Annotated in this window: 28 protein-coding genes and 1 pseudogene; 23 read left to right on the forward strand and 6 right to left on the reverse strand. The window is 30.7% G+C overall.

Annotation, left to right across the window (positions count from 1 at the left end):
- Positions 1-954: 954 nt before the first annotated feature.
- The 9 genes from IGJ04_RS15310 (at position 955) to IGJ04_RS15350 (ending at position 6,092) form a co-directional block, all read left to right on the forward strand.
- Positions 955-1,248, forward strand: coding sequence for a hypothetical protein (locus tag IGJ04_RS15310; RefSeq protein ID WP_438840405.1), 294 nt, complete (start codon positions 955-957; stop codon positions 1,246-1,248).
- A 13-nt stretch (positions 1,249-1,261) separates the two neighbouring features.
- Positions 1,262-1,723 carry a transcriptional regulator, ArpU family protein gene (locus tag IGJ04_RS15315; protein ID WP_113844424.1) on the forward strand — a complete coding sequence of 154 codons (462 nt, stop codon included), beginning with the start codon at positions 1,262-1,264 and terminating at the stop codon, positions 1,721-1,723.
- 515 nt (positions 1,724-2,238) lie between these two features.
- Positions 2,239-2,871, forward strand: a complete 633-nt coding sequence (locus IGJ04_RS15320; RefSeq protein WP_438709941.1) for a pentapeptide repeat-containing protein — start codon at positions 2,239-2,241, stop codon at positions 2,869-2,871.
- 241 nt (positions 2,872-3,112) lie between these two features.
- Positions 3,113-3,733 carry a recombinase family protein gene (locus IGJ04_RS15325; protein ID WP_431449887.1) on the forward strand — a complete coding sequence of 207 codons (621 nt, stop codon included), beginning with the start codon at positions 3,113-3,115 and terminating at the stop codon, positions 3,731-3,733.
- A 16-nt stretch (positions 3,734-3,749) separates the two neighbouring features.
- Complete coding sequence (locus IGJ04_RS15330; RefSeq protein WP_431449888.1) at positions 3,750-4,034, forward strand: hypothetical protein; 285 nt, start codon at positions 3,750-3,752, stop codon at positions 4,032-4,034.
- 1 nt (position 4,035) lies between these two features.
- Positions 4,036-4,242: a hypothetical protein gene (locus tag IGJ04_RS15335; RefSeq protein ID WP_431449889.1), complete on the forward strand. Its 207-nt coding sequence runs from the start codon at positions 4,036-4,038 to the stop codon at positions 4,240-4,242.
- Positions 4,243-4,467: 225 nt separating this feature from the next.
- Positions 4,468-5,136 (forward strand): hypothetical protein, encoded by a 669-nt coding sequence (locus tag IGJ04_RS15340; RefSeq protein WP_438840406.1) that lies wholly within the window; start codon positions 4,468-4,470, stop codon positions 5,134-5,136.
- A gap of 124 nt (positions 5,137-5,260) precedes the next feature.
- Entirely contained in the window at positions 5,261-5,467 is a 207-nt protein-coding gene (locus IGJ04_RS15345) for a hypothetical protein (protein WP_438709967.1), read from the forward strand.
- A gap of 424 nt (positions 5,468-5,891) precedes the next feature.
- On the forward strand, positions 5,892-6,092 hold the full coding sequence (locus IGJ04_RS15350; protein ID WP_438840407.1) for a hypothetical protein: 201 nt from the start codon (positions 5,892-5,894) through the stop codon (positions 6,090-6,092).
- A gap of 22 nt (positions 6,093-6,114) precedes the next feature.
- Here IGJ04_RS15350 and yajC read toward each other — a convergent pair whose 3' ends face one another.
- Entirely contained in the window at positions 6,115-6,363 is a 249-nt protein-coding gene (gene yajC / locus IGJ04_RS15355) for a preprotein translocase subunit YajC (protein WP_438709943.1), read from the reverse strand.
- A gap of 252 nt (positions 6,364-6,615) precedes the next feature.
- On the opposite strand from yajC, the pseudogene IGJ04_RS15360 reads away from it, so the two are divergent.
- The 11 genes and pseudogenes from IGJ04_RS15360 to IGJ04_RS15410 all read left to right on the forward strand — a co-directional run bounded on the left by IGJ04_RS15360 (position 6,616) and on the right by IGJ04_RS15410 (position 13,344).
- Positions 6,616-6,854 (forward strand): annotated as a pseudogene (locus tag IGJ04_RS15360) (leucocin A/sakacin P family class II bacteriocin).
- Entirely contained in the window at positions 6,844-7,155 is a 312-nt protein-coding gene (locus IGJ04_RS15365; protein WP_438840408.1) for a hypothetical protein, read from the forward strand. The pseudogene IGJ04_RS15360 and the gene IGJ04_RS15365 overlap by 11 nt, the downstream one beginning before the upstream one ends.
- Positions 7,156-7,292: 137 nt before the next feature.
- Positions 7,293-7,472: a class II bacteriocin gene (locus tag IGJ04_RS15370; RefSeq protein WP_137274215.1), complete on the forward strand. Its 180-nt coding sequence runs from the start codon at positions 7,293-7,295 to the stop codon at positions 7,470-7,472.
- A 12-nt stretch (positions 7,473-7,484) separates the two neighbouring features.
- Positions 7,485-7,757, forward strand: coding sequence for a bacteriocin immunity protein (locus IGJ04_RS15375; protein WP_438709944.1), 273 nt, complete (start codon positions 7,485-7,487; stop codon positions 7,755-7,757).
- Positions 7,758-7,984: 227 nt separating this feature from the next.
- A complete protein-coding gene (locus tag IGJ04_RS15380; protein ID WP_438840409.1) occupies positions 7,985-9,301 on the forward strand; it encodes a Y-family DNA polymerase in 1,317 nt (438 codons plus the stop codon).
- Between the two features lie 288 nt (positions 9,302-9,589).
- On the forward strand, positions 9,590-9,799 hold the full coding sequence (locus IGJ04_RS15385) for an excinuclease ABC subunit C (protein ID WP_438840410.1): 210 nt from the start codon (positions 9,590-9,592) through the stop codon (positions 9,797-9,799).
- A 77-nt stretch (positions 9,800-9,876) separates the two neighbouring features.
- Positions 9,877-9,972 (forward strand): type I toxin-antitoxin system Fst family toxin, encoded by a 96-nt coding sequence (locus IGJ04_RS15390; protein WP_142665832.1) that lies wholly within the window; start codon positions 9,877-9,879, stop codon positions 9,970-9,972.
- Positions 9,973-10,220: 248 nt separating this feature from the next.
- Positions 10,221-10,517 (forward strand): type III secretion system protein PrgN, encoded by a 297-nt coding sequence (locus IGJ04_RS15395; protein WP_236919468.1) that lies wholly within the window; start codon positions 10,221-10,223, stop codon positions 10,515-10,517.
- Positions 10,518-10,945: 428 nt separating this feature from the next.
- Positions 10,946-11,728, forward strand: coding sequence for a ParA family protein (locus tag IGJ04_RS15400; protein ID WP_010818073.1), 783 nt, complete (start codon positions 10,946-10,948; stop codon positions 11,726-11,728).
- The gene (locus tag IGJ04_RS15405; RefSeq protein WP_438709949.1) at positions 11,721-12,077 is read left to right on the forward strand and encodes a hypothetical protein; all 357 of its coding nucleotides are present in this window, start codon (positions 11,721-11,723) and stop codon (positions 12,075-12,077) included. Before IGJ04_RS15400 ends, IGJ04_RS15405 begins: the two co-directional genes overlap by 8 nt.
- Positions 12,078-12,336: 259 nt before the next feature.
- A complete protein-coding gene (locus tag IGJ04_RS15410; protein ID WP_438709950.1) occupies positions 12,337-13,344 on the forward strand; it encodes a replication initiator protein A in 1,008 nt (335 codons plus the stop codon).
- Positions 13,345-14,896: 1,552 nt separating this feature from the next.
- Here the strand turns inward: IGJ04_RS15410 and IGJ04_RS15415 are convergent.
- A complete protein-coding gene (locus IGJ04_RS15415; protein ID WP_438709951.1) occupies positions 14,897-15,403 on the reverse strand; it encodes a UPF0236 family transposase-like protein in 507 nt (168 codons plus the stop codon).
- 555 nt (positions 15,404-15,958) lie between these two features.
- Here IGJ04_RS15415 and IGJ04_RS15420 point away from each other — a divergent pair.
- From IGJ04_RS15420 to IGJ04_RS15430, 3 genes are read left to right on the forward strand one after another with little or no spacing between them, the layout of a single operon-like run.
- On the forward strand, positions 15,959-16,891 hold the full coding sequence (locus IGJ04_RS15420) for a RepB family plasmid replication initiator protein (RefSeq protein ID WP_438709952.1): 933 nt from the start codon (positions 15,959-15,961) through the stop codon (positions 16,889-16,891).
- A gap of 26 nt (positions 16,892-16,917) precedes the next feature.
- A complete protein-coding gene (locus IGJ04_RS15425; RefSeq protein ID WP_438840411.1) occupies positions 16,918-17,166 on the forward strand; it encodes a hypothetical protein in 249 nt (82 codons plus the stop codon).
- A complete protein-coding gene (locus IGJ04_RS15430) occupies positions 17,132-17,389 on the forward strand; it encodes a hypothetical protein (RefSeq protein WP_438709954.1) in 258 nt (85 codons plus the stop codon). Before IGJ04_RS15425 ends, IGJ04_RS15430 begins: the two co-directional genes overlap by 35 nt.
- A gap of 1,842 nt (positions 17,390-19,231) precedes the next feature.
- Here IGJ04_RS15430 and IGJ04_RS15435 read toward each other — a convergent pair.
- The 4 genes from IGJ04_RS15435 to IGJ04_RS15450 form a co-directional block, all read right to left on the reverse strand.
- Entirely contained in the window at positions 19,232-19,555 is a 324-nt protein-coding gene (locus tag IGJ04_RS15435) for a hypothetical protein (RefSeq protein ID WP_438840412.1), read from the reverse strand.
- 21 nt (positions 19,556-19,576) lie between these two features.
- Positions 19,577-19,777 carry a ComC/BlpC family peptide pheromone/bacteriocin gene (locus IGJ04_RS15440; RefSeq protein WP_207491218.1) on the reverse strand — a complete coding sequence of 67 codons (201 nt, stop codon included), beginning with the start codon at positions 19,775-19,777 and terminating at the stop codon, positions 19,577-19,579.
- Between the two features lie 407 nt (positions 19,778-20,184).
- Complete coding sequence (locus IGJ04_RS15445) at positions 20,185-21,180, reverse strand: S41 family peptidase (RefSeq protein WP_438840413.1); 996 nt, start codon at positions 21,178-21,180, stop codon at positions 20,185-20,187.
- Between the two features lie 81 nt (positions 21,181-21,261).
- Complete coding sequence (locus tag IGJ04_RS15450; RefSeq protein ID WP_325847905.1) at positions 21,262-21,474, reverse strand: hypothetical protein; 213 nt, start codon at positions 21,472-21,474, stop codon at positions 21,262-21,264.
- Between the last annotated feature and the right edge of the window lie 165 nt (positions 21,475-21,639).

Here is a 21,639-nt window from a genome sequence, read left to right on the forward strand (position 1 = left end):
TTTGCTTAATTTTTTCGCTAAATAAATCAATGGTTTCGTAATTTATGTATGATTTAAACACCAGGGAAATGAATAAACCTAGCATTTAAATCCACGCTGATTGAATGTAGTATGTACTAAGAATTTATCATAAAAGAAAACGATAGACAATCTTTTCTACACAATACAAAGAACTAGGTTTAAAGGAGTTAAAAGCACTTACGTTATTATTTTTGTCACAATTCACTTAAAATATTTCCCTAGTTCTTTGCGCCAAAATAGAAAACGTTATGCTAGCAAAATTCTACCATACTTTGTTTTAAGTATTCAATACTTTTTCTTTTAACCAAAAATACAAAACAATGTATTTTTGACAAAGCCTAAACGGCTATTTATTCAAGTAAGATTTTCTCGCAAGGTGTACCTACCTTGCTATGCTTGCCACAGGTAACTTTTTCCTTTTCTTGACAGAAAAAAAAGCCCCTTATGTTATACTTAAATTACCCAAAAAACGCATAAAAATAAATGCACAAAAAAGCACTAGGTTTTTAATCCATTTGATCTAGTGCTTTTTCGTGTAATAAATTATTTAGTCGTTTGTGAGTGGTTGTTTCATTTTTGTAGAAAGAACTAGGTCTAAAGGAGTTAAAAACATTCGTTTTATTCTATTCGTGCTTCGCGCATGGCAATTTCCTAGTTCTTTCCGCTAAAAATGAACGGGTTTATACCAAAATTCTAGCATAACTTTTTTCTTTTTTTCAATCTTTTTTTGTTCAAAGATCATTTTTTCTAGCCAATATTGATTTTTCTTGAAACCCCTTTTATAATTTTTTTAGGTTTTTCTTAGGAAGACCCCTTTGTAACTATTTCTTTCGGCGAATTAGCTTCTATACGGGCTAATTCGTTTTTTTGCCCTTATTGCTTTTTTTCAAAAAACATTTTATACTTTTCTATAGACTAACGTTAGGGCTTTACTTGTTTCACATACGCTTAGAAGAATTACAGGAAATAGAAAAGTTATATTTTTCAAAAAATATAGCAGCTAAAAAGATCATTGAGCAAGAAAAAGAAGCTTTGATGAATAAACAGGCATATATACTTTACCCAGTACAAACTTGGCAACTTTATTTTTATTCCAGGTATCGATTGAAAAGTCTGAGAATGAGTGTTTTAAAACAAAAAATAGAAAAAGCCAGAGCAATCGCTCTGGCCATTCCACAATTGTCACTGAAAGAAGCCTTCTTCAGTAACGTACTGATTATAGCATAAAAGAGGTGAAATTTTGAGTCTTTTTGATATTAAAGACTACACATTGCCACCGTTTGAATTTATTGATTGGCCGAAAACAAAAAAGGCTGTAGGGATTTTTATACAGACAATGAAAATCAATCGAGAACGAATGGGATTTACTGTCTATCCTCAGTTAACGAGTGAGTGTTTTTTAGTTGTAAAAAACGACCCAATCAGGGAAAAAGAGCAACAAGGACTTTCCTTATCTGAACATGAAAAAGAATACTTAAAAACAGAAGCATGTTTTACTCATGCATTTACCGCGATTATGCACCCGTATCGTCCAGAAATAACGGAACGACGACGGCGTGTATTTTTTTATCGTTATTTTTATGGACTATCTGTAGTTGCTGTGAGTGAACGGATTAACTATCAAAAAAATATTATTATTGATGATTCCAAAATGGCAATGCTTCAGTTTGCTTTGGCTTTAGATTTGTTGTTTTATCGCTAAATAACAACTTTTTGGCAACAAAGAAGCGATTCGCAAAAAAGAATCAGATTCACACGGTCAAGTGATTGCAAAAAAAGATAAGAGACGAAATAAAAAAAGAACGGAAAGTACAATTCGATATTTATAGCGAATTAGTTAAGAAAACAGATTTTGGAATATGTAAATAATAATTGTTCATAGTAAATAGTCAACGTTTAATTCAGAATTCTTTGGTTTCTCCTAAGTGATGCCGCAAACACTATTGGATTTAGGGGATGGTAGCAATTATAGGAATATAAAACCTATTGGAATCATTTAGGAATTTCTAAGTCACTTGTTCAAAAGAAGAAGGTGTAACAAATTTTATAAGAATTTTATTAAAAAAAGTAGTTTTTAGTGTCTCACAGGACAATTATAAGGTTTTGTTTGAAGTTTACAGAACTATCGTTATCGAGAAATGATCAAAAAGCTCTCCTTTTTCTTTAATGTACAATAATTACTAATATAGTAGGATTGATTTATAAGGAGGCAGTAATATGAAAAAAATAAATATAAATGAAGAGGTTTTAATTAATGATTCTTTTTTCTCTATTTACGATAGTGAAGATTTTTTCTTAAAAGAAAGAAAAATTTCTTCTGAAATTATTGAGAGACAAGATATAGAACACCCGATTATTGAATCTTGTTTATTTACTAATGTTATATTTTCAGAGAATAAATTTCAAAGAATGGAATTCGTTGATTGTAAATTCATAAACTGTGATTTTTCAAATGAAGATTTAGCAGACTGTATTATCTATAGGTGTGAATTTATTGGTTGTAAAATGATAGGTACAAATTTAATAAAGAGTCGTTTTTCAGATGTTTTATTTTCTGAATGTTTACTTACTTTTTCTAACTTTAGTGAATCACAGCTAAGTAAGATAATATTTGACAACTGTAATTTAGATAGTTTTGATATGGTTGAAAGTAATATCAAGCAGTTGAAATTTCAACACTGTCATTTAGATAATGCTAATTTAATTCATACAAATTGTAAAAAAATAAATTTTAGTACATGCCAATTTGACAATGTTGATGTATTACAAGAGAATATTTCAGGGTGTAAGTTTAATCAATATCAAATATTATATTTAGCAAAAAAATTTTTAAATATTGATTTAGCGTGAAGATATCAATATCTAAAATTAAAAAATTTTATTAGTTTATTAGATTGTATCCTTATAAAAAGTCATTAGCTAATGGATCGAATATCTCATGAATTACAGTGAAGTATTTCAAAGCTATGTTCAGATAAAAATAGGAGCCAATGAATTTTAGAACAAATTATTTAACAGGTCAAAAACTTTTAAGTTTTTGACCTCTTTGTTTTTTCGTGCTATACTTGGAATTATCAAGTGTCAAAAACTTATGTTCAGAAAAGGTGGGGAAATTTTGTCTATTTATGGTTATTCAAGAGTGAGTACTAGTAATCAAGATTACAAAACCCAGATTCAAAAACTAGAACAAGCTGGAGCAGAAAAAATCTTCAGTGAAAAATATACGGGAACAAAAAAAGAAGGAAGAAAAGAATTAGAAGAACTACTATCTATTGTAAAAACTGGTGATAAAGTTTTAGTGACGAAAATTGATCGGCTGGCTAGAAGTATCGTTGATTTAAATTCGATTATTTCTTCTTTGAACAAGTCAGGAGTGACTATCACCTTCTTAGATAATGCCCTAACATTTGAGCCAAACAAAAGTGATTCTATGCAAACGTTAATGATGAACATGTTGGGGAGCTTTGCGCAATTTGAAAGAGATTTAATCGTGACGAGAACGCAAGAAGGGAAACAGTGGCATCGAGCGAACAATAAAAATTATCGAGAAGGACGTCCGAAAAGAGTTCTAAATGATAAATACAAACACGCACTAGAGTTAATGGAAACAAACAGTATGAGAGAAGTAGAAAAGAAAACAGGCATTTCTTTGTCTACTCTTAAACGAATTAAAAAACAAGCTAAAGAAGAACAATTACTTAGTGAAAAATAGATAAGGAGAAGTTATTATGGAAAATAGAGAGAAGATTATTCAGTTGTTGGAAAATCCTTTGATTTCAGGGTATGGAATAGAAAAAATGTCAAATGGTCGACTCTATTCAGCAAATTATCAAAGATACAAAAAGCGTGTAGCAAAAGAAAAAAAGCCAATGGTTATTTTTGATACAATGTCAGTAAAAGTGGAAAAACTATTATTAGAGTTGGCCGAAGAAGTATTGCGAGTTCAGCCTAAAACAAAACAAGAATATAGAGAAATGGTTGCAAGATATAGTTTTAGAAACGGAGAGATTTAAGATGGTTGTTCGAAAAAAATATGATCACTGGGGAATAGAAATTACTACGTGGAATATGACAAATGTAGTTGCTTATGTTGATTGTGATTGTGGCCAATTGGCTAGAAGAGAGCTAGGAAAATATAATCATTTTAAGTGTAGTAGCTGTAAAAAAGAATATAAATTAAGCAACGGTTCTTATGTAGAAATACGCACAAAAAAGAATTGAAGAAAGGTAAAATCTTGATGAAATAGTAAAAGGTTTTAATTTATAAAAAGATTTTTTCAGTTTTTTTATTTAATCTTATTGAAAAAAAGGTTATTTTTTTGTAATTTTATATATAGAAATATACCTTGCAAAAGAGTGAAGTTTCACTTCTAATTGAAAACTATGAACAACAAAAAAAGAGACAGTCTCTTTTTACAAGAAAACTTTAATCAGGAGGAGATATGTTTGAAGAAATTTTATCAGTTAGCAGTAGGAGTTAGTTTGCTAAGTGTGCTAGTAGGGTGCGGAACCAAAGAAATAAAACAAGCACAATCAACGCAAGAAACTACCAAAACAAGTTCAACTAAAATTAGTGAAAGTTTAAGTACGAATGAAACATCTACGTCTATTGAAGAAAAACAAAGTAATGGTGCAATTTCTAAAGATTTATCTAAGAATTGGTATGATAATCAAATACAAATAGATAGCCAAGTGTTGACTATGCCTATAGAATTAAAAGATTTGAATAAGTTAGGTTTTGAATTGAAATATTCAGATTCTTACGTATTAAACCCAAAAGATTCAGTTGCAGGAACACATTTAACAAATAAAAAAGGTAATACTATTTCTGGTACGTATTCAAATTTAACTGATAAAACAATTGATATTAAAGAGTCAAGTATGACATCTATTAATATAACGGATACTACCAATAAAGATTTGACAGTTTTCTTTCCGGGTGGTTTAACATGGGGGACTACTATCGAGAAGGTAAAGGAGATGTATGGAGAGCCCAAAGATGAATACACTGGAGATAGTGGTTTTACAATTTTAACGTATCAAGAGGATACAGATCATTATGCAAAATTAACATTCTCAAATGGAAAACTAAAAGGGTATGAATTATATATCTAATCTTCAGATAGAGAAATTGATTTATAAAGAAAATGTTCTCTTTATTTCTTTTTGTTATTTCGCCAGTGATAAACTCCTGTTAAGATAGTGGCTATATAAAAAGGCAGATACTTAAGAAGAGTATATTCATGGTTCCCTCCTAGTCAGTAAAAGGGGAATAGAAATTACTACGTGGAATAAAACAAATGTAGTTGCTTATGTTGCTTGTGATTGTGGCCAATTGGCTAGAAGAGAGCTAGGAAAATATAATCATTTTAAGTGTAGTAGCTGTAAAAAAGAATATAAATTAAGTAATGGTTCTTATGTAGAAATACGCACAAAAAAGAATTGAAAAAAGGTAAAATCTTGGTAAAATAACAATAGGCAACAACTACTTCCTCAATATAATAGTGTCAGTATGTATAAAGTAATACCTCGAATTTTTGGTGGTTGTTGCTTTTTTATTTTAGAGTGAAAAATTTTAGATAGATTCTCTATTTATTTTTGTTACGCCAACAGTAATAAATTCCTGTTAAGATAGTGGCTATATAAAAAAGGCAGATACTTAAGAAGAGTATATTCATGATTTCCTCCTAGTTAAATAAAAGTCATGAATAATTGTACCAAGATTTTTTAGGGAAGTTAAGATTGAAATAGGAAAGTAAATACGATAAAATTTTTATAGACTGTTACGTTGAAATTGTTCTTCAGAGACTATTTCTTCCATACCACCTACTAGCTAGGTGGTTTTAATCATTATTTTCGGAGGTTGTGTTTTGGCCAAAAAAAGTAAAGATTTAATAGATATCGGATCCTTTGTGCATTGTCAATCTGTCATGGGACAAACGCTCAAAGGAAAAGTTGAAGTGATAAATCAATATACAGTGATTGTTTTTGATGGAGAATTTCGTCATGTGGTTACGAAAAAACAATTGAAAGAATTAGGCTATTGTTTGTCAAATAAAAGAAAAAAATAAGCAGAGAGGGGTTCCTTTCTGCTTATTTTTTCGCTCGTATAGATTGTTGATCAAAGTCGAAAAACGCCCCTTCACAGTCGAGAGTTACCTTCTTTTTATCTGAAGATATTTCAGAAATTATTCCATGTAATCCTCCAATAGTCATAACAGCGTCTCCTGGTTGTAAATTGTTTAAAAAATCTTGTCGTTCTTTTTGTTGCTTTTTTTGTGTACGAAACAGATAAAAATACATAGCAACAATAACTAGCAGCATGATAAGCATCGGTTTCATTTCTCCTTGTTAATTTGAAAATTTATATATAGACATCAAGGTTATTTTATAAAAAGAAAGTATTGATGGCAATATTTGTTTCGAATGAAATGGTACAATAATCAGGTAAAAAACAATTAAAATTGATGAATACCAACTTACAAAAATGTTAGGGGAATTCTTTTGTTTTAACATTTACAAAACTATACCAATAGTTTTATAATTTCTATATAGAAGACGTTTTCTAATTTTTATTTTTCGAGGTGAACATTCATGAAAAAGAAATTAGTTAAAGGCTTAGTTATTTGTGGGATGATTGGGATTGGTTTTACAGCATTAGGAACAAATGTAGAAGCCGCCACGTATCCACGTATTACGGAAATGGTGTCTATTGTAATAAGCAAAAATGTTGGGTAGATTGGAGTAGAGCACGTTCTGAAATTATAGACAGAGGTGTAAAAGCATACGTCAATGGATTTACGAAAGTGTTAGGTGGTATAGGTGGAAGATAATAAAAATCAAAAGCTATTTACACTGTTATCAAGGGTATATAATACGTACACATTTGATAATAAGGAAGTAAAAGATGGGCTTTTAGAAGAAGCAAAAGTATTGCAACAAGAAGACTATACTAAATCTATTATTATCATTTACAAAAACCTTGCGAAGTTAAAAGCAGAGCAAAGAATAAAGATACCTGAAATTCGTGAGCTAATGGATTTTATAAAAAAGGATTATCAAAATTTAAGTAGAAAAGAATTGAGAGATAATGATATTGGATATGGATTTGAAGCAATACCGTATATTTTTTAATTGAATGATTGCAAAATCTTATGTAAATAATTTAATTTTAGTGTATACAAAATTTAGACAAACAACGTTATAAATTCTTATTTTCGAGGTGAACACTAATGAAAAAGAAGTTAGTAAAAGCTTTAGTTATTTGTGGGATGATTGGGATTGGTTTTACAGCATTAGGAACAAATGTAGAAGCTGCAACTAGATCATATGGAAATGGTGTATATTGCAATAAACAAAAATGCTGGGTGAATTGGAATGAAGCTAAGCAACAAATTGCAGGGATTGTTATTGGAGGATGGGCTTCAAGTTTAGCTAGTATGGGTAGATAGGAGAAGTAGCTGATGGTTAATAAAAAAGAAGAAGCGCTGGAAAAGATTATTCAATTAACAAATAATGCATTAGCGAATCCGCAAATTTCTTCAGATAAAAACTTAAATGACCTTTTATTAAGAATAAGAAACAAAGCTTTATCAGGAGAAGTATTTTATGATTTAAAAAAAGAGTTACAACCGACAGTTAGCGGATTCACGCTAAGAAATAACTTTCAAACACCTAGTGAATTATTAGAATTACTAACTATGATACAAACACCCAAAGGTTGGTCAGGATTTTAAAAGTTTAGAATAATTACAAAATTCCGTATAAAGCAACATAATGTAGTTGAATATAAACTAGTATATTTTGTATTTCCCCACTGTCTTGGATGACAGTGGGGTTCTTTATTCTGTTTGGAGAAAACTACTATGTATAATAAAAAATTTTACTGTTAAAACTAAACGCTGTTCGCTTGATTATGCGAACTTTAGTTCGTATAATGTTGAATGGAAAGGTGGTTTTTTGTATGAAATTTGATTATTCCAAAGAACCTAGACGCGACATTCTGTGTATCGATGTAAAATCATTTTATGCGAGCGTAGAATGTGTAGAACGTGGTTTAGATCCCCTCAAAACAATGCTTATAGTAATGAGTGGGGCTGATAATGCAGGTGGATTAGTACTTGCTGCTTCGCCAATGGCAAAAAAAGTTCTAGGAATTTCTAATGTGACTCGTAAAGACGAAGTCCCTGATCACCCTGATTTATATGTGGTTCCGCCACGAATGAATTTGTACATGAAAAAAAATCAAGAAATCAATAATTTATATAAAAAGTTTGTCGCAGATGAAGATCACTCCGTGTTTAGCGTAGATGAATCCTTTTTGGACGTAACTGCTTCTCTCTCCTACTTTAATTGTGATTCAGCATTTAAGTTGGCCCGAATTATACAGCGTGTGATTTATAATCATATGGGATTGTACGTAACTATTGGAATTGGTGATAATCCTTTGCTAGCTAAATTAGCATTAGACAATGAAGCAAAAAATACACCTGGTTTTGTAGCGGAGTGGAGATATGAAGATGTTCAAGAAAAAGTTTGGGCTATCTCCCCTATTACGGAATTTTGTGGAATCGGTAAACGCATGGCTGCTCGATTAAAGATGTCTGGAATTCAATCGATTTACGATTTAGCTCATGCAGATCCTTATATTCTAAAGCAACGTTTTGGTGTTATGGGTTTACAGTTGTACGCTCATTCTTGGGGTATTGATCGAAGTTTTTTAGGAGAAAAGAAACAAACTCCCAAAGAAAAATCATTTGGAAATAGTCAAGTATTGCCTAAAGACTATGCACGAAGGGATCAAGTTGAATTAGTACTGAAGGAACTTGCTGACCAGGTAGCAACCAGATTGAGGAATGCAAACTGTCAAACTGAGTGTGTTTCAATTTTTGTTGGTTATTCTAAAGGACAAGTTGATGTACTGGGCAGGTCTGGTTGGCGAAAACAGCTTAAAATCGCTCGTAGCAACAATACAAAAGTGTTAACCGAGCATGTTTTAAAGCTTTTTCGAGAAAACTATGTTCCTGGAATAGACATTCGTAATTTAGGCGTTTCCTTTGGAAAGTTGGTTTGGGATACTACCCTTCAGCTAGATCTCTTTTCTGTTCCTGAAGAACAAATTGTAGATACTCAGTTGGATTTTTTGATTGACAAAATACGTCAAAAATTTGGCTTTAAAGCGTTGATACATGCTTCTTCTCTTTTAGATGGAGCAACAGCTGTGAATCGGGCAGGATTGGTTGGCGGTCATGCCGGAGGCAATGTTGGTTTGGAAAGATAAACTAAAAGAGAAAAGGAGAAATTTCTCTTTTTCTCTTGTTTTCAATTACTAAATTTTGTACTTTGAAGACTACTAATCAAAAGAAATTTGTCATTAAATCAAAATAAGAGTATACCAGTATACTAGTATACTGGTATACTCTTATTTTTTTAGAAGTTCAAGTTGCGTGTTATACATTGAATTAAATGCTTCTTGTTGTCGAGTTGAAAATTTCGTAGGTTTGGAAAGATAAAAAGAGAAAATCAAAAATAGAGTTTACCGGATTAACAGAAGAAAACAGCACCATCGATGTTTTTATCGATGAATACAACAGTGACGGAGATTTTTATGAAGACATATGATTACCAAGGCAAACTAATCAAAGAAGATAATAATACAACTAGTATTGCCTATGTGCAGTGTTCGTGTGGCTGCCTTGCAAGTAGAGTTACGAGTGATTCAGACAAGTATAAATGCTCGTTATGTAAACGAGTATACATAATAAAAAAAGAAATCTAAAATTTTTTGTTTTTATATAGGTTTTGAGATTATGTTATAATTAGTACGGCAACTTGCCGCTAAAGGTGGTGTTGTTCGTGTATGAGTTTTTATCATTGGTTATCGCACCTCTTTTTGTTGGCCTAGTTTTAGAACTAGTTTCTCACTGGTTAGAAGAGAAAGACGATAACTAAGCAAGTTGTCTCTAACCCACACGTTCGGATTCGCAACGAACGAAAAAAAAGCCAATCCCTTTCGTCGCAGGTAGGGATTGGCTTTTGTGCTGTTCGCACGAGTTTTTATCATTTCGCACCTTCAGTATAACATATAATTAAAGTAGGTCAACAAAAAAGAAACAGATCCTCCCTTCCCTTATTGCATGGGTTTTAGTACAATATTACTGCAAACGCATTAATAATATAAGAAAGGAAAATTACCCACCATGCCTAGAAAAACCTTTGTGTATCCACACCCTATCAACACATACATTATCAAGCAACTAGGGATTACTGTAGAAGAATTTTGTGAATTACACGCTTTCTCTCAAGGAACTGTTTCTTCTTGGATTACTCGCAACAAAAAAATTGAAACACTTCCTATCTCATTTATTTATTCTCTCTCTCTGTCTGCCAGCAAAACTATGGATCAGGTTTATTCAGACCTTTTAAAACTGCAAGACGATTATTTGCTACACTTAGAACGTCACAGACGTACTAAAAAAATTATTGATGAAAGATAGCTATATTATTTAGAAAATTTTACTGTCGTTAGTATATATGTGTACTTTTGGAAATGTGGGCATTTACAATTGTGTATTTTTGTAACTATTTGTTTTTTCATTTTCTTTCTCTCGTAATATTGCTAACGTTTCTTGATGTTTTTTTATTCTCTTCTGAGTGATTTACGTTAAACTAATTCTTATAACAAGCTCTTTAGTAATTTGTATTAGTGTACATTAAAATAATATTGTGTTATTAAATATTACGTTACAACAATCCGCTATATAACAATATAACGATGTTCCAATATTGTTATATTGGAACATCGTTATATCATGAATACACGCCCACACAATATTGTAATATTAAAATTTTATGCTATTATACCGTTGAAATATCACAATATCATGATATAATAATAGCATAACGTTACAAGGAGGACATTATTATGGCACGAATAATTTCAGTCGCAAACCAAAAAGGCGGTGTTTCAAAGACAACGACTAGCATTAACCTTGGAGCGGCATTACATTTTACTTTTAACAAAAGAGTTCTTGTAATTGACATGGACCCACAAGGAAATGCTACTGATAATTTTGGATTTGATATTGATGGTACGAATATTCCAACAATTTATGAAGTATTAAAAGATGAAGCTTCGATTACTGAAGCTATTTTAAATTACAAAGGAATCGAGGTAATACCTGCTGATATTGCTCTTTCTTCAGCAGAGCGTGAATTTACTCAAGTTGGTAGTGAACATAGACTTAAAAGAGTTCTTCAACCAATTGAAGAAAACTATGATTATATTATTATTGATTGCCCTCCTAGCTTGGGTATATTAACAGTAAATGCGTTTACTGTCTCTGATGAAATTATTATTCCTGTAGAAGCAGCATATTTTTCACTAAAAGGATTAGTTAAATTGAATGAAACAATCGAGACTGTTAAAGAATACACCAATGAGAACTTAATCATACGAGGAGTTCTTTTCACAAAATATAATGAAAGATTTAATATTTCAAAAGAAATGAATAAAACAGCAAATCAAATTTCCGACGCGCTTCACGTAAACATTTTTGATACTTACATTAGACGTACTATCACTGTTGATGAAGCTCAAGCAGCAGGTTCCGACTTAATCAGCTTTAATAAGACTTCAACTGCTGAAGACGATTATATCCAGTTTACAAAAGAATTTTTAGAGAAAGTTGGAGATTTAAATGAGTAATAATAGAGGGAAATCAGCTGCTGAACGTCTTCTTGGTGCAGGAAAAGAAGATTCAAATTTACCTACCTCAACTACTTCTAATAATAAAGAACTAAAAACTACACAAAAAAACATTGTCCTAAATAAAAAAAATATTGAAAAATTAATTAAACAGCAAGGTAACAGTAAAAGAAGTGCTGATAGTATTCGAATTAATCCAATACTTGCAAATGCATTAAAATACTGGACTTCAATTGCTGAACCAGAAAAAAGTAAACCTGACGTTATTGAAGAAACACTTTTGAAAGCTATTCCTGAAGAATATCTAATACAAGGATATACAATGGCAAAAAAACAAAATAAAATTTGATAATATTGTGATTCTACGATATTACAGTATTAAACATCAACAATATTATAATATTGTTGATGTTTTTTGTTTACAAACGTTGTTATATCAACAATCAATGTAGAAATATTGTAATATTGATATATCGTAATATTACAATATTTCTACATTGCGATATTACGATATATCAAAAATGTTGTGAAATACTGATATATCAGCATTTGCAAGGGAAATAAAAGTAGGTTAAACTATAAATTAATAAAAACAAAGAGGTAAAGTTATGAACAATTTTCAATTTTATAAATCTAAAGAAATTTATAGAGAAAAATACTATCAGATGCCAAAAGTCTTTTTCACAAATGAACTCTATAAATCTTTATCCAATGATGCAAAGATTGCATACATGCTTTTAAAAGATCGGTTTGATAGTTCCGTTAAAAACAATTGGGTAGATAATGAAGACAATATTTATTTTATCTATACAGTTGCCGAATTAATGACACTGCTAAATTGCAGAGAAGGAAAAGTTTCAAAAATAAAAAAAGAACTGGAAGCAGTTAATCTTCTTAAACAAAAAAAAGGGAGACTAAAGAAAATTAATGGAAAAATAGAAACTACACCTAACCTTCTATATCTAGGAAAACCTATCGTTACTTCCGAAGATGTTTTCAAAATTAATGAAGAACAAAACAATGTTAATCCTGTAATTGCGAAAATCGCAAATACAGAAAAAGTCAATGATATCAAAGAAAATCCTGTAATTGCGAAAATCGCAAATACAGAAAAAGTCAATGATATCAAAGAAAATCCTGTAATTGCGAAAATCGCAAACAATTTATTCTATACTTCTTATTTAGATACATTAGATACATTAGATACTAAAAAAGAAGAACTGCAACAACAATTATTGCTCGATCAGTTTTCAGAAGTTCAAGAGAACACATTTCTTAACAAAGATAGCTTAAAATTTATTGCAGCATTCTCTAATACTATTCAAGAAGCTCATGAACAAGTAGGGACCATTATTCGAGCTAAAACTAAAGCAGAAAAAGACTATAACGTTGTTTTGATTGGAGAAGATTATCAAGAAGAAATTGACAAATGTTTACGAAGAGTGATGCATAAAATTAAAACGGATGCTACTGTTAAAAGTCCTAAAGGATTATTTTATAAGTCTTTTTACAACTTATTTGCTGAATGTGCAATTGAGAAAAAGAACCAGTTAAATCAAAACAAAATAGAAAATCGACCACAAATAGTTACTCACAATTGGATTGAAAATCAATAAAAAATCTCCATACTGTGCATTAGCAGTATGGAGGCGACAAGGACATACCTTGTTTAATTTACTTAAATAAATTTAATCATAGACTTTTTTCTATTTCCAGAGAATTTTATGAATAATTTATATTTAAGTGTTTCAATTCATGTTTTAAACATGTTACGGCTTTCTTGTGTTATTAAAAAATTTAGAGAAATAATAAGCTTGTAAGTAATCTTCAGTAGTATTTTCTCAAAGTTTTCTTTTATATGCTCGTTCATATAAAAGAAAATCAAATAAATAAATTGATTTATTGCTTTTACAAATTTCAATTCTCAAATCACATAATTCAACACTTTTTTGATACATTTTTATTTCGGAATAAAATTTTGCTGAATTGTAATAAATACGACAAGCTTCGAATGGATAATTTTTTTAATTTTCTTATTTCTTAATTGAGAAGGCGATCTATTGAAATAGCCTTCTGCTTTTTGGTATTCTTTTTCTAATTCATTAAAAATACCTAATGCATTTAAACTAAGATAATTAAAAATATTTGCTTTATGAGTAATTTCAGCGCCTTGATGTAAATAAAGCTTCCGTTTTATTTATTTTTCCTAAAAGACAAGTAATTCCTTTAAGATAGAGATACTTTTTTTATTAAATCATTTAGAAAAATAGTGTTTTTATCGATTGTTTTTAGAAGGTAATATACCTGTTTATGTTTTAGTAAAACACATAACTTCTCTGCTTCAGTTAATAGTTGAATGAGATATTTTTCTGTAGGATCAATAATACAATTACTCATGTCTAATTCTAATCGCTCACATATTCGTGAAAAAATTAAAACATTATCACAAAAACCTTTTTTTCAATATTGCTAATAGTTGACTATGTACAAATTTCATTAGTTAAATCTGATTGACTGAGTTTTTTTATTGCGTACTGCCCGTATTAACCGCCCTCGAACTCTCATATAATAAACTCCTTTTCTGTGTTCTTTTTGTAATGATATAATTAATTATATGATAAATGAGAGGAGGGGATTAGCAGTTGGTTTAATAGAGATTATTTTTATGCTCGATTTTCGGAGATAAATAGTGATGAAGAATTTAATTTAAGAAGATTAGAATATTTAAAACAAAAGGCAAAACTGGATACTTTTATTTTAAATAATGGAATAGCTGAACCAACTCATAATGTAGTTGTTTGTTATAAGGAATTGAAAAAGAGAAAATGAAGTACAATAATTAAGGCAACTGCCCCGAAAGGGGGTGTTGTAATGCTTAAAGAAATCATCACATTGGTTAGATAATCGAGACGACAACTAAAAAAGCAGTTGCTGACTAACCCACGTGCTTGCAGTCGCAACAAGCAAAAAAACGCCCAACCTATTCCAGTAGGTTGGGCGTTCGTGTTGTAATGCTGTTCGAAATCATCACATTTCGCACTTTCAGTATAGCATAAAAGTAAAAAAGGTCAATATTTTTGCTTTTTAAGGATAGTGTTAAGAATTTGTTGGAAAGGAAAGTTCTCCAATTTTGTTTATAAAGTCAAAACCTTGATTTAATACTATTTTTTATTTTATAGCCTTCGCTACACGATTACGTGTGCCAGTAATTAATCCATTTTCCAACAAAGGAAATTTAGCTAAGAAATAAGGATTAAATACCTTATTTGAGTTAGTTACTCGTTTATCTAATCGATGAACGACGTTCTTTATTGTTTCTTTACTTGTAATTCCTGAGTGTTGAAATTGTTCAACCGTCTGTTGATAAGAACGTTCTGTAGCTGTTTCTAACAATTTTGCTTCTAATCCAATATCTATTCGATTAGAAGGTAAAACACCTAAATAATTGTCTAAGAGATAAGAGAAATGGCCGTCTTTTTTATGTTTATAATAGGTTCGTGTCAATTTTACAGGACCTAATAATGTAGCACATATCTTTGTATCTTCATTTCGCTGAATATACCATTCTCTTTTTCTTACTGGTGATTGTCGTAAAACATAATCAGCTTCTTGAATTAACGTTTCTAACATAGCTACACCAATTTCGTTCACACATTGATGTATATTCGCAACCAATGTTGCGAAAGTTATGTGAAGACTTTATCTAACAAGAAAAACACCCCCTTACGGGGCAAGTTGCCACGTTAGAGTATATCATATTCGCCTTTGGGTTGTTAGGGCTTGCCCTGACCGCCTGTAAGGCGCTTTGAAAGTAGAATAAGGGATTTATACTAAAACTGTCTTAAAACGGCTTAAACGAACGCTGAGAGCCTCACACGGCCCTCTTTGATCAACGGTTTTAGCAAAGGAGCCGAAGGCGACTGCGCAGTAGAATGTGAGAGCGAAGCGATCACACATTTTTAGCGACCGTAGGGAGCAAGATTTGCAGTTTAGGAAGATTCGCGAACCTGTTTGAAGAAAAAAGAAGGATTTTTTTTAGGCGGGAAAATTAGCCCCCTCTTTTATAATCTCTTTTTATTAAACCTTTTTACCGTCGGCTGTGTCCTTACTCTCCCAAGAGGTACAGAGTTTTTTGAGTAACGTTTTGTCTGTTTGCTACACCTTTTATAAGTATCTGTTTTACAAAAATGTTACTTGTAAGTAAAGTAAGTATTAACGGAGGGGAATTATATGGCAAATGAAATTGTAAAATATCATTCAGAATTAAATACTATCCCGTTACGGAAATTTACTCCTGTTGAAATGAATCTATTCTTTTCAATTGTCTCTAGAATGCGAGATAAAGGCGATAAAACAGTTCGCTTTACGTTTGATCAACTAAAAGATCTAAGTAACTACAAAGCAACTGCTAACAATCGCTTCATTGATGATTTACAAGACACTTATGAAAAAATTCTTGCCCTACGGTTTGGTAGTCGGAGCGAAAGCGGTTTAAACAGAAGCATGTTTGTCATGTTTACTGAATTTGAAATTGTTGGTGAAGCTGATAAGCCTTATGTAGATATACGAATTTATGAGAAAGCTTTGCCTTTATTAAATAATCTTGATTCATGGACTCGTTACTCTCTCCAACAATTTAATGAGCTGCAAAGTAGTTATGCAAAGACAATGTTTAGACTCCTTAAGCAATTTCGTACTAAAGGATACGTTTACTTTTCCAAAGAAGATTTTTTTGAGTTATTAGATATACCTGAAAGCTATAAAAAAGGGAATGGTATGTTGGATAAAAGAGTATTACAACCTATTCAACAAGAGTTAACTGCAATCTTCAAGGGGCTGACAATCAAAAAGAAATACGGAAAAGGTCGAGGAAAACCGGTTATTGGCTATCAATTCACGTTTAAACCTGAGATCAAAAAGGCAGACGACTTTAATAAACATGCGCCAACCAAAGAAGAACAAGCTAAAGCTTTAGCTTTGGCCGATAAACAAAAAGAATATGAAGAACCAGCTACAACGATCAATGAAAAAATAAAACAAAAACAGCGAGAACTTGAATTGCTCCAACAAATCAAACAACTCGAAAAAGAGAAAGAAGCTCTCGAAAAACAAACAACGTCTAACTTTTCAGAAAAAGAGAAAAAAACAAATTATCTGATTTAGATAATTTGTTTAACTGAAGGTGACATATGGCAGATAAAACAATCAAAGAATTAGCAGATAGTCTAGGTGTTTCAAAAGATAGAGTAAAGTATCAACTGAGAAAATTACCTAGTAAATTCACCTACAAAAAAGGGAATATTACCTACCTGAAAAAAGAAGCTGTATCAATGATTATAGAAATTTTATCAGTTGATAAGCAGGTATATTTACCTAGGGATTTACCTGCTAATTTCCTACTCCATGAAATTGAAACTAAAAATAATTATATTTATTAAAGAAAAGGATAAACAAATTGATAAACTGCAAGCAGCTTTAGAAACACAACAAAAACTGCTCGACCAGCAACAACAACTCACACTCCAAGCCAACCAACAAATCGAGAAGCTACAAGAACAACTACAATTAACTTACACTGCAGAAACGACAGAAAACGAAGAATCACAAAACGATACACCACCAACTAACAAGAAAAAGTGGTGGCAGTTTTGGCAAAGTTAAAAAGAAAAAGACAAGCCATTTTGGCTTGCCTTTTTACTTAATTTTTTCGCTAAATAAATCAAAGAGTTTCGTAATTTATGTATGATTTAAACACCAGGGAAATGAATAAACCTAGCATTTAAATCCACGCTGATTGAATGTAGTATGTATTAAAAGTTTATCATAAAAGAAAACGATAGACAATCTTTTCTAGACAACACAAAGAACTAGGTTTAAAGGAGTTAAAAGCACTTACGTTATTATTTTTTTGTCACGATTCACTTAAAATGTTTCCCTAGTTCTTTGCGCCGAAATAGAAAACGTTATGCTAGCAAAATTTTACCATACTTTGTTTTAAGTATTCAATACTTTTTCTTTTAACCAAAAATACAAAACAGGATATCTTAGACAAAGCCTAAACGGCTATTTATTCAAGCAAGGTGTACCTACCTTGCTATGCTTGCCACAGGTAACTTTTTCCTTTTCTTGACAGAAAAAAAGCCCCTTATGTTATACTTAAATTACCCAAAAAACGCATAAAAATAAATGCACAAAAAAGCACTAGGTTTTTAATCCATTTGACCTAGTGCTTTTTTGTGTAATAAATTATTTAGTCGTTTGTGAGTGGTTGTTTCATTTTTTTTAGAAAGAACTAGGTCTAAAGGAGTTAAAAACATTCGTTTTATTCTATTCGTGCTTCGCGCATGGCAATTTCCTAGTTCTTTCAGCTAAAAATGAACGAGTTTATACCAAAATTCTAGCACAACTTTTTTCTTTTTTTCAATCTTTTTTTGTTCAAAGATCATTTTTTCTAGCCAATATTGATTTTTCTTGAAACCCCTTTTATAATTTTTTTAGGGTTTTCTTAGGATAGCCCCCTTTGTAACTATTTCTTTCGACGAATTAGCTTCTATACAGGCTAATTCGTTTTTTCTTTTCCCCGTTGATTTTTTTCAAAAAACATTTTATACTTTTTTTAGACTAAACATAAAAATTCCTAACAATGTTATTCTTTTCACAGCGAATTCGCTTCCCCGATAGCGAATTCGTCTTTTGTTTTTTACGATAAAATAACAACGAACGCCTTCTTCGATTGGTTCGTTTTCACAAAATCGATTCACAAGAAACGGCTTGTTTTCGCTGTTTTAAAAACGGCGTTGAGGTAGACCAATCAAAAATCACAAAGTAGCCCCTGTAGCGGTTGATACAGGGGCTACTTTGTGTAGTCGACATTATGTTAACTAGATGTTCAAATAACATAAAAAGAACTTTTCACTCACAATTTGTATTTTTCATCAATAGACTTTTGATTGATCGTTCCACCTATAAGCAATAAAAGTATGCCTAAAACACAACTAATCAAAAAGCGAAATTTACTTTTCTTCTTCATAATAATTTCTCCAAAAAAATTATTTTACGACTTTTCAATAATCATAACAAATACTTTCATGTTCCATTTTTTACTAACTAAATAAATCCAATAAGATATACAAACTTTGTGTAACAAAAAATAATAAAAACATTCCTTGGTTTGTTTTTGTGAAATCGGAGTTCTTTTTTTAAATTACATATAAACAAATAATAGCAATTATACTTAATAAGCCTAATAAATTAGTTAACCATGTTAAATTCATCGGCACTATTATTGTACAAATCATCAGAATAAATACACTAAAAAAGAAAATATACGCATTTTTAGCATGTTTATAATTAATATCTACTCCTATTAAAATATACAAAAAAGTTACAAAATTAAAAAAAATTAGCATGTTCATCAACATATTCATAGCTTATCTCCTTAAAATAATAAACGTGTATTGCGGTAATACACGTTTATTATTGATGAAACCTTATATAATAAGACTAGTCTTGATTTTGTATTAAATAATGTTTGTTAAAACTTTTTTTAGAAACTAATTTGTGATTAGTAACGTCTAAATAATCACCTATATCACCTACAGAATACATTGCATATCCAGCAAACCCTCCACCAACGGAACCAACCATTCCAAACTTTATATTAGTAGTTACCGAAGGCTCTAACGCACTCATTAAAATGATTAATTTGTTATCAGAAGACCATCTTAAATAATTTTTAGCAAAAGCTTGTTTAACCCATTCTGGCTGTTTATTTGTCTTACTAATTTCCCAAACTTCAGCTATTTTTTTTTTATATAAAGCTTTCATACAATAACCAGCTACTTTCTATCAATTACATGAATTAGGAGTACCTCCTTGACCATATGGCCCACAGTTACGAGCTTTGAATTTCGCATAATCTGAACCATTCAATTGCTCAGCAGTACGCGTTGGAGCTAATCCGCCTAAAAGACCTCCTAAAAAATCAGCCCATCCCCCACCAACAGTTCGTTTCATTTCTTTTTCAGTTAACATTTTATATTTTTTCATAAAAAGTCCCTCCTAGCAATTCAAACTTCCTAAGAAAGCGTTTTCTTTTCTCATCTTTATTAAATCAAAATCTAAATATTATGTCAATATTTTTGACAAAAAACCTCTTAATACACGAGTATACTGAAACATTCTTGCTAAAATTAGAGGTAAGAAAAACAGCATAACTTCTAAAAAAATAAAATGTTTTGAAAAACAGTTAAATTAGTTATGAAAGCAATGTTTTTTCAATACCTTCTATAAGGATATAGAATACAGAAACGAAGATACACGATACTCAATTAATACAAAACAGTAGTAGCAATTACAATAAAAAATGGACTGTATCGATCAATCGTATACAAAAAAACGAATAATTTATAGATTTTATCTAAAGTTATTTGCTTTTATAGCATGCATTTTCGTTTCTATGTCCCTTGCTCCCCTTTATTAATGCGTTTAATAGCCTTTATAAGTTGCCTATTAGTAATATCTAAATAAGCAGATCTAACTTCTACATCAGGAAATATTTTTGTATTATTAAACACTTCACGATTCTTTATAGTTTCAAAATAGCCTGCTGTATATATCATATACCAAAAGTTTGAAGGATTATCTTTATTTGGTAAAATCGCGGTTTCGTTCCAGCTAGTATAACCTGCGGAAGGGGTTCCCAATACCGTAACATTAGGATTTTTTTTTAAAATTAATGTTAATACTTCTGCTGCACTCGCTGTTCTATCACTAATAATAACAGAAACTTTTTTATTTTTTTTGAAGGGATACTTTTTAGTTTGCAATTGTTTAGAACTATTTTCTAAATAATTTGTTATACCTCCAAATAATTTATTAGAGTCTAAATAAATTGGAAATTTATTTCCATTTTTATCTATTGAATTTAAAATTTTTCCAGCAGGTATTAATGAACTAGCACCTATAATCATGGGAACTACATCCCCACCAGAATTGTTAGTTAAATCTAAAACTATATCCCCTTTAGCATAATCTATTAATCTAGCTAATGTATTACTATAATTACTTCGAAATTCATTATCGGTAGTATATACACTCGGCACACTAATAACTGAGAGCCCCTCAACTTCCATACTTAACGGCAGATTTTCCTTAATATTTAAATCTGATTCCATATTTTTAGTAGAAACATTTAATATTGAACTATGTTTATTCCCTCTAATTAATAAGTCATTTAATTCCGATATATTTTTTACTGACTTACCATAATTATAATCAGATAATGTCGAGACCCATTTTTTTTTGCTTTCAATAATTCCAGATTGACTCATAATCTGTACAGCATCTATACTTCTGACATCTATCGTTAAAGGTTGGTAGAATTGGCTTATAATTAGTAAAACTACAAAAAATAAGCCCCCAAAAATAAATACGTACTTACATATTTTCATAAACTCCTCCCTAGAATTAGAATGGGAACAGAAGTACCTCTGTTCCCATTCTAATCACTATTGACATAGTTTTAAAATTAATTACGGTCTCCGACAAAGATTTTGGCCACCACCAATGTAACCTGCAGTAACAGATCCTACAGGACAAGCTCCTTGCCACGGAAAAGTTGTTCCTGATGGAACATTCCAAGGTTTAAAATCTCCATTAGGAAAAGCTCCTTTAGGAGGGGTTACTGCTACTCCGCCACTAATTGATTGAATTTCTATTGCTTTTAATTCTTGATACTTTTCCATTTTACATTCCTCCTAATTTATTCCACAACCCGAGAAAGCGCTTTCTTTTTTCTATCTTCATTAAATCAAAATCTAAATATTCTGTCAATATTTTTATGAAAAAAATTCTCAAAATTATCTCAATATAGTAAACTAATAAGTAAAATAAATACAAAATACATGAGA

The sequence above is a fragment of the Enterococcus sp. AZ050 genome (genome assembly GCF_051715085.1).
In the GTDB taxonomy this organism is placed as follows: domain Bacteria; phylum Bacillota; class Bacilli; order Lactobacillales; family Enterococcaceae; genus Enterococcus; species Enterococcus faecalis.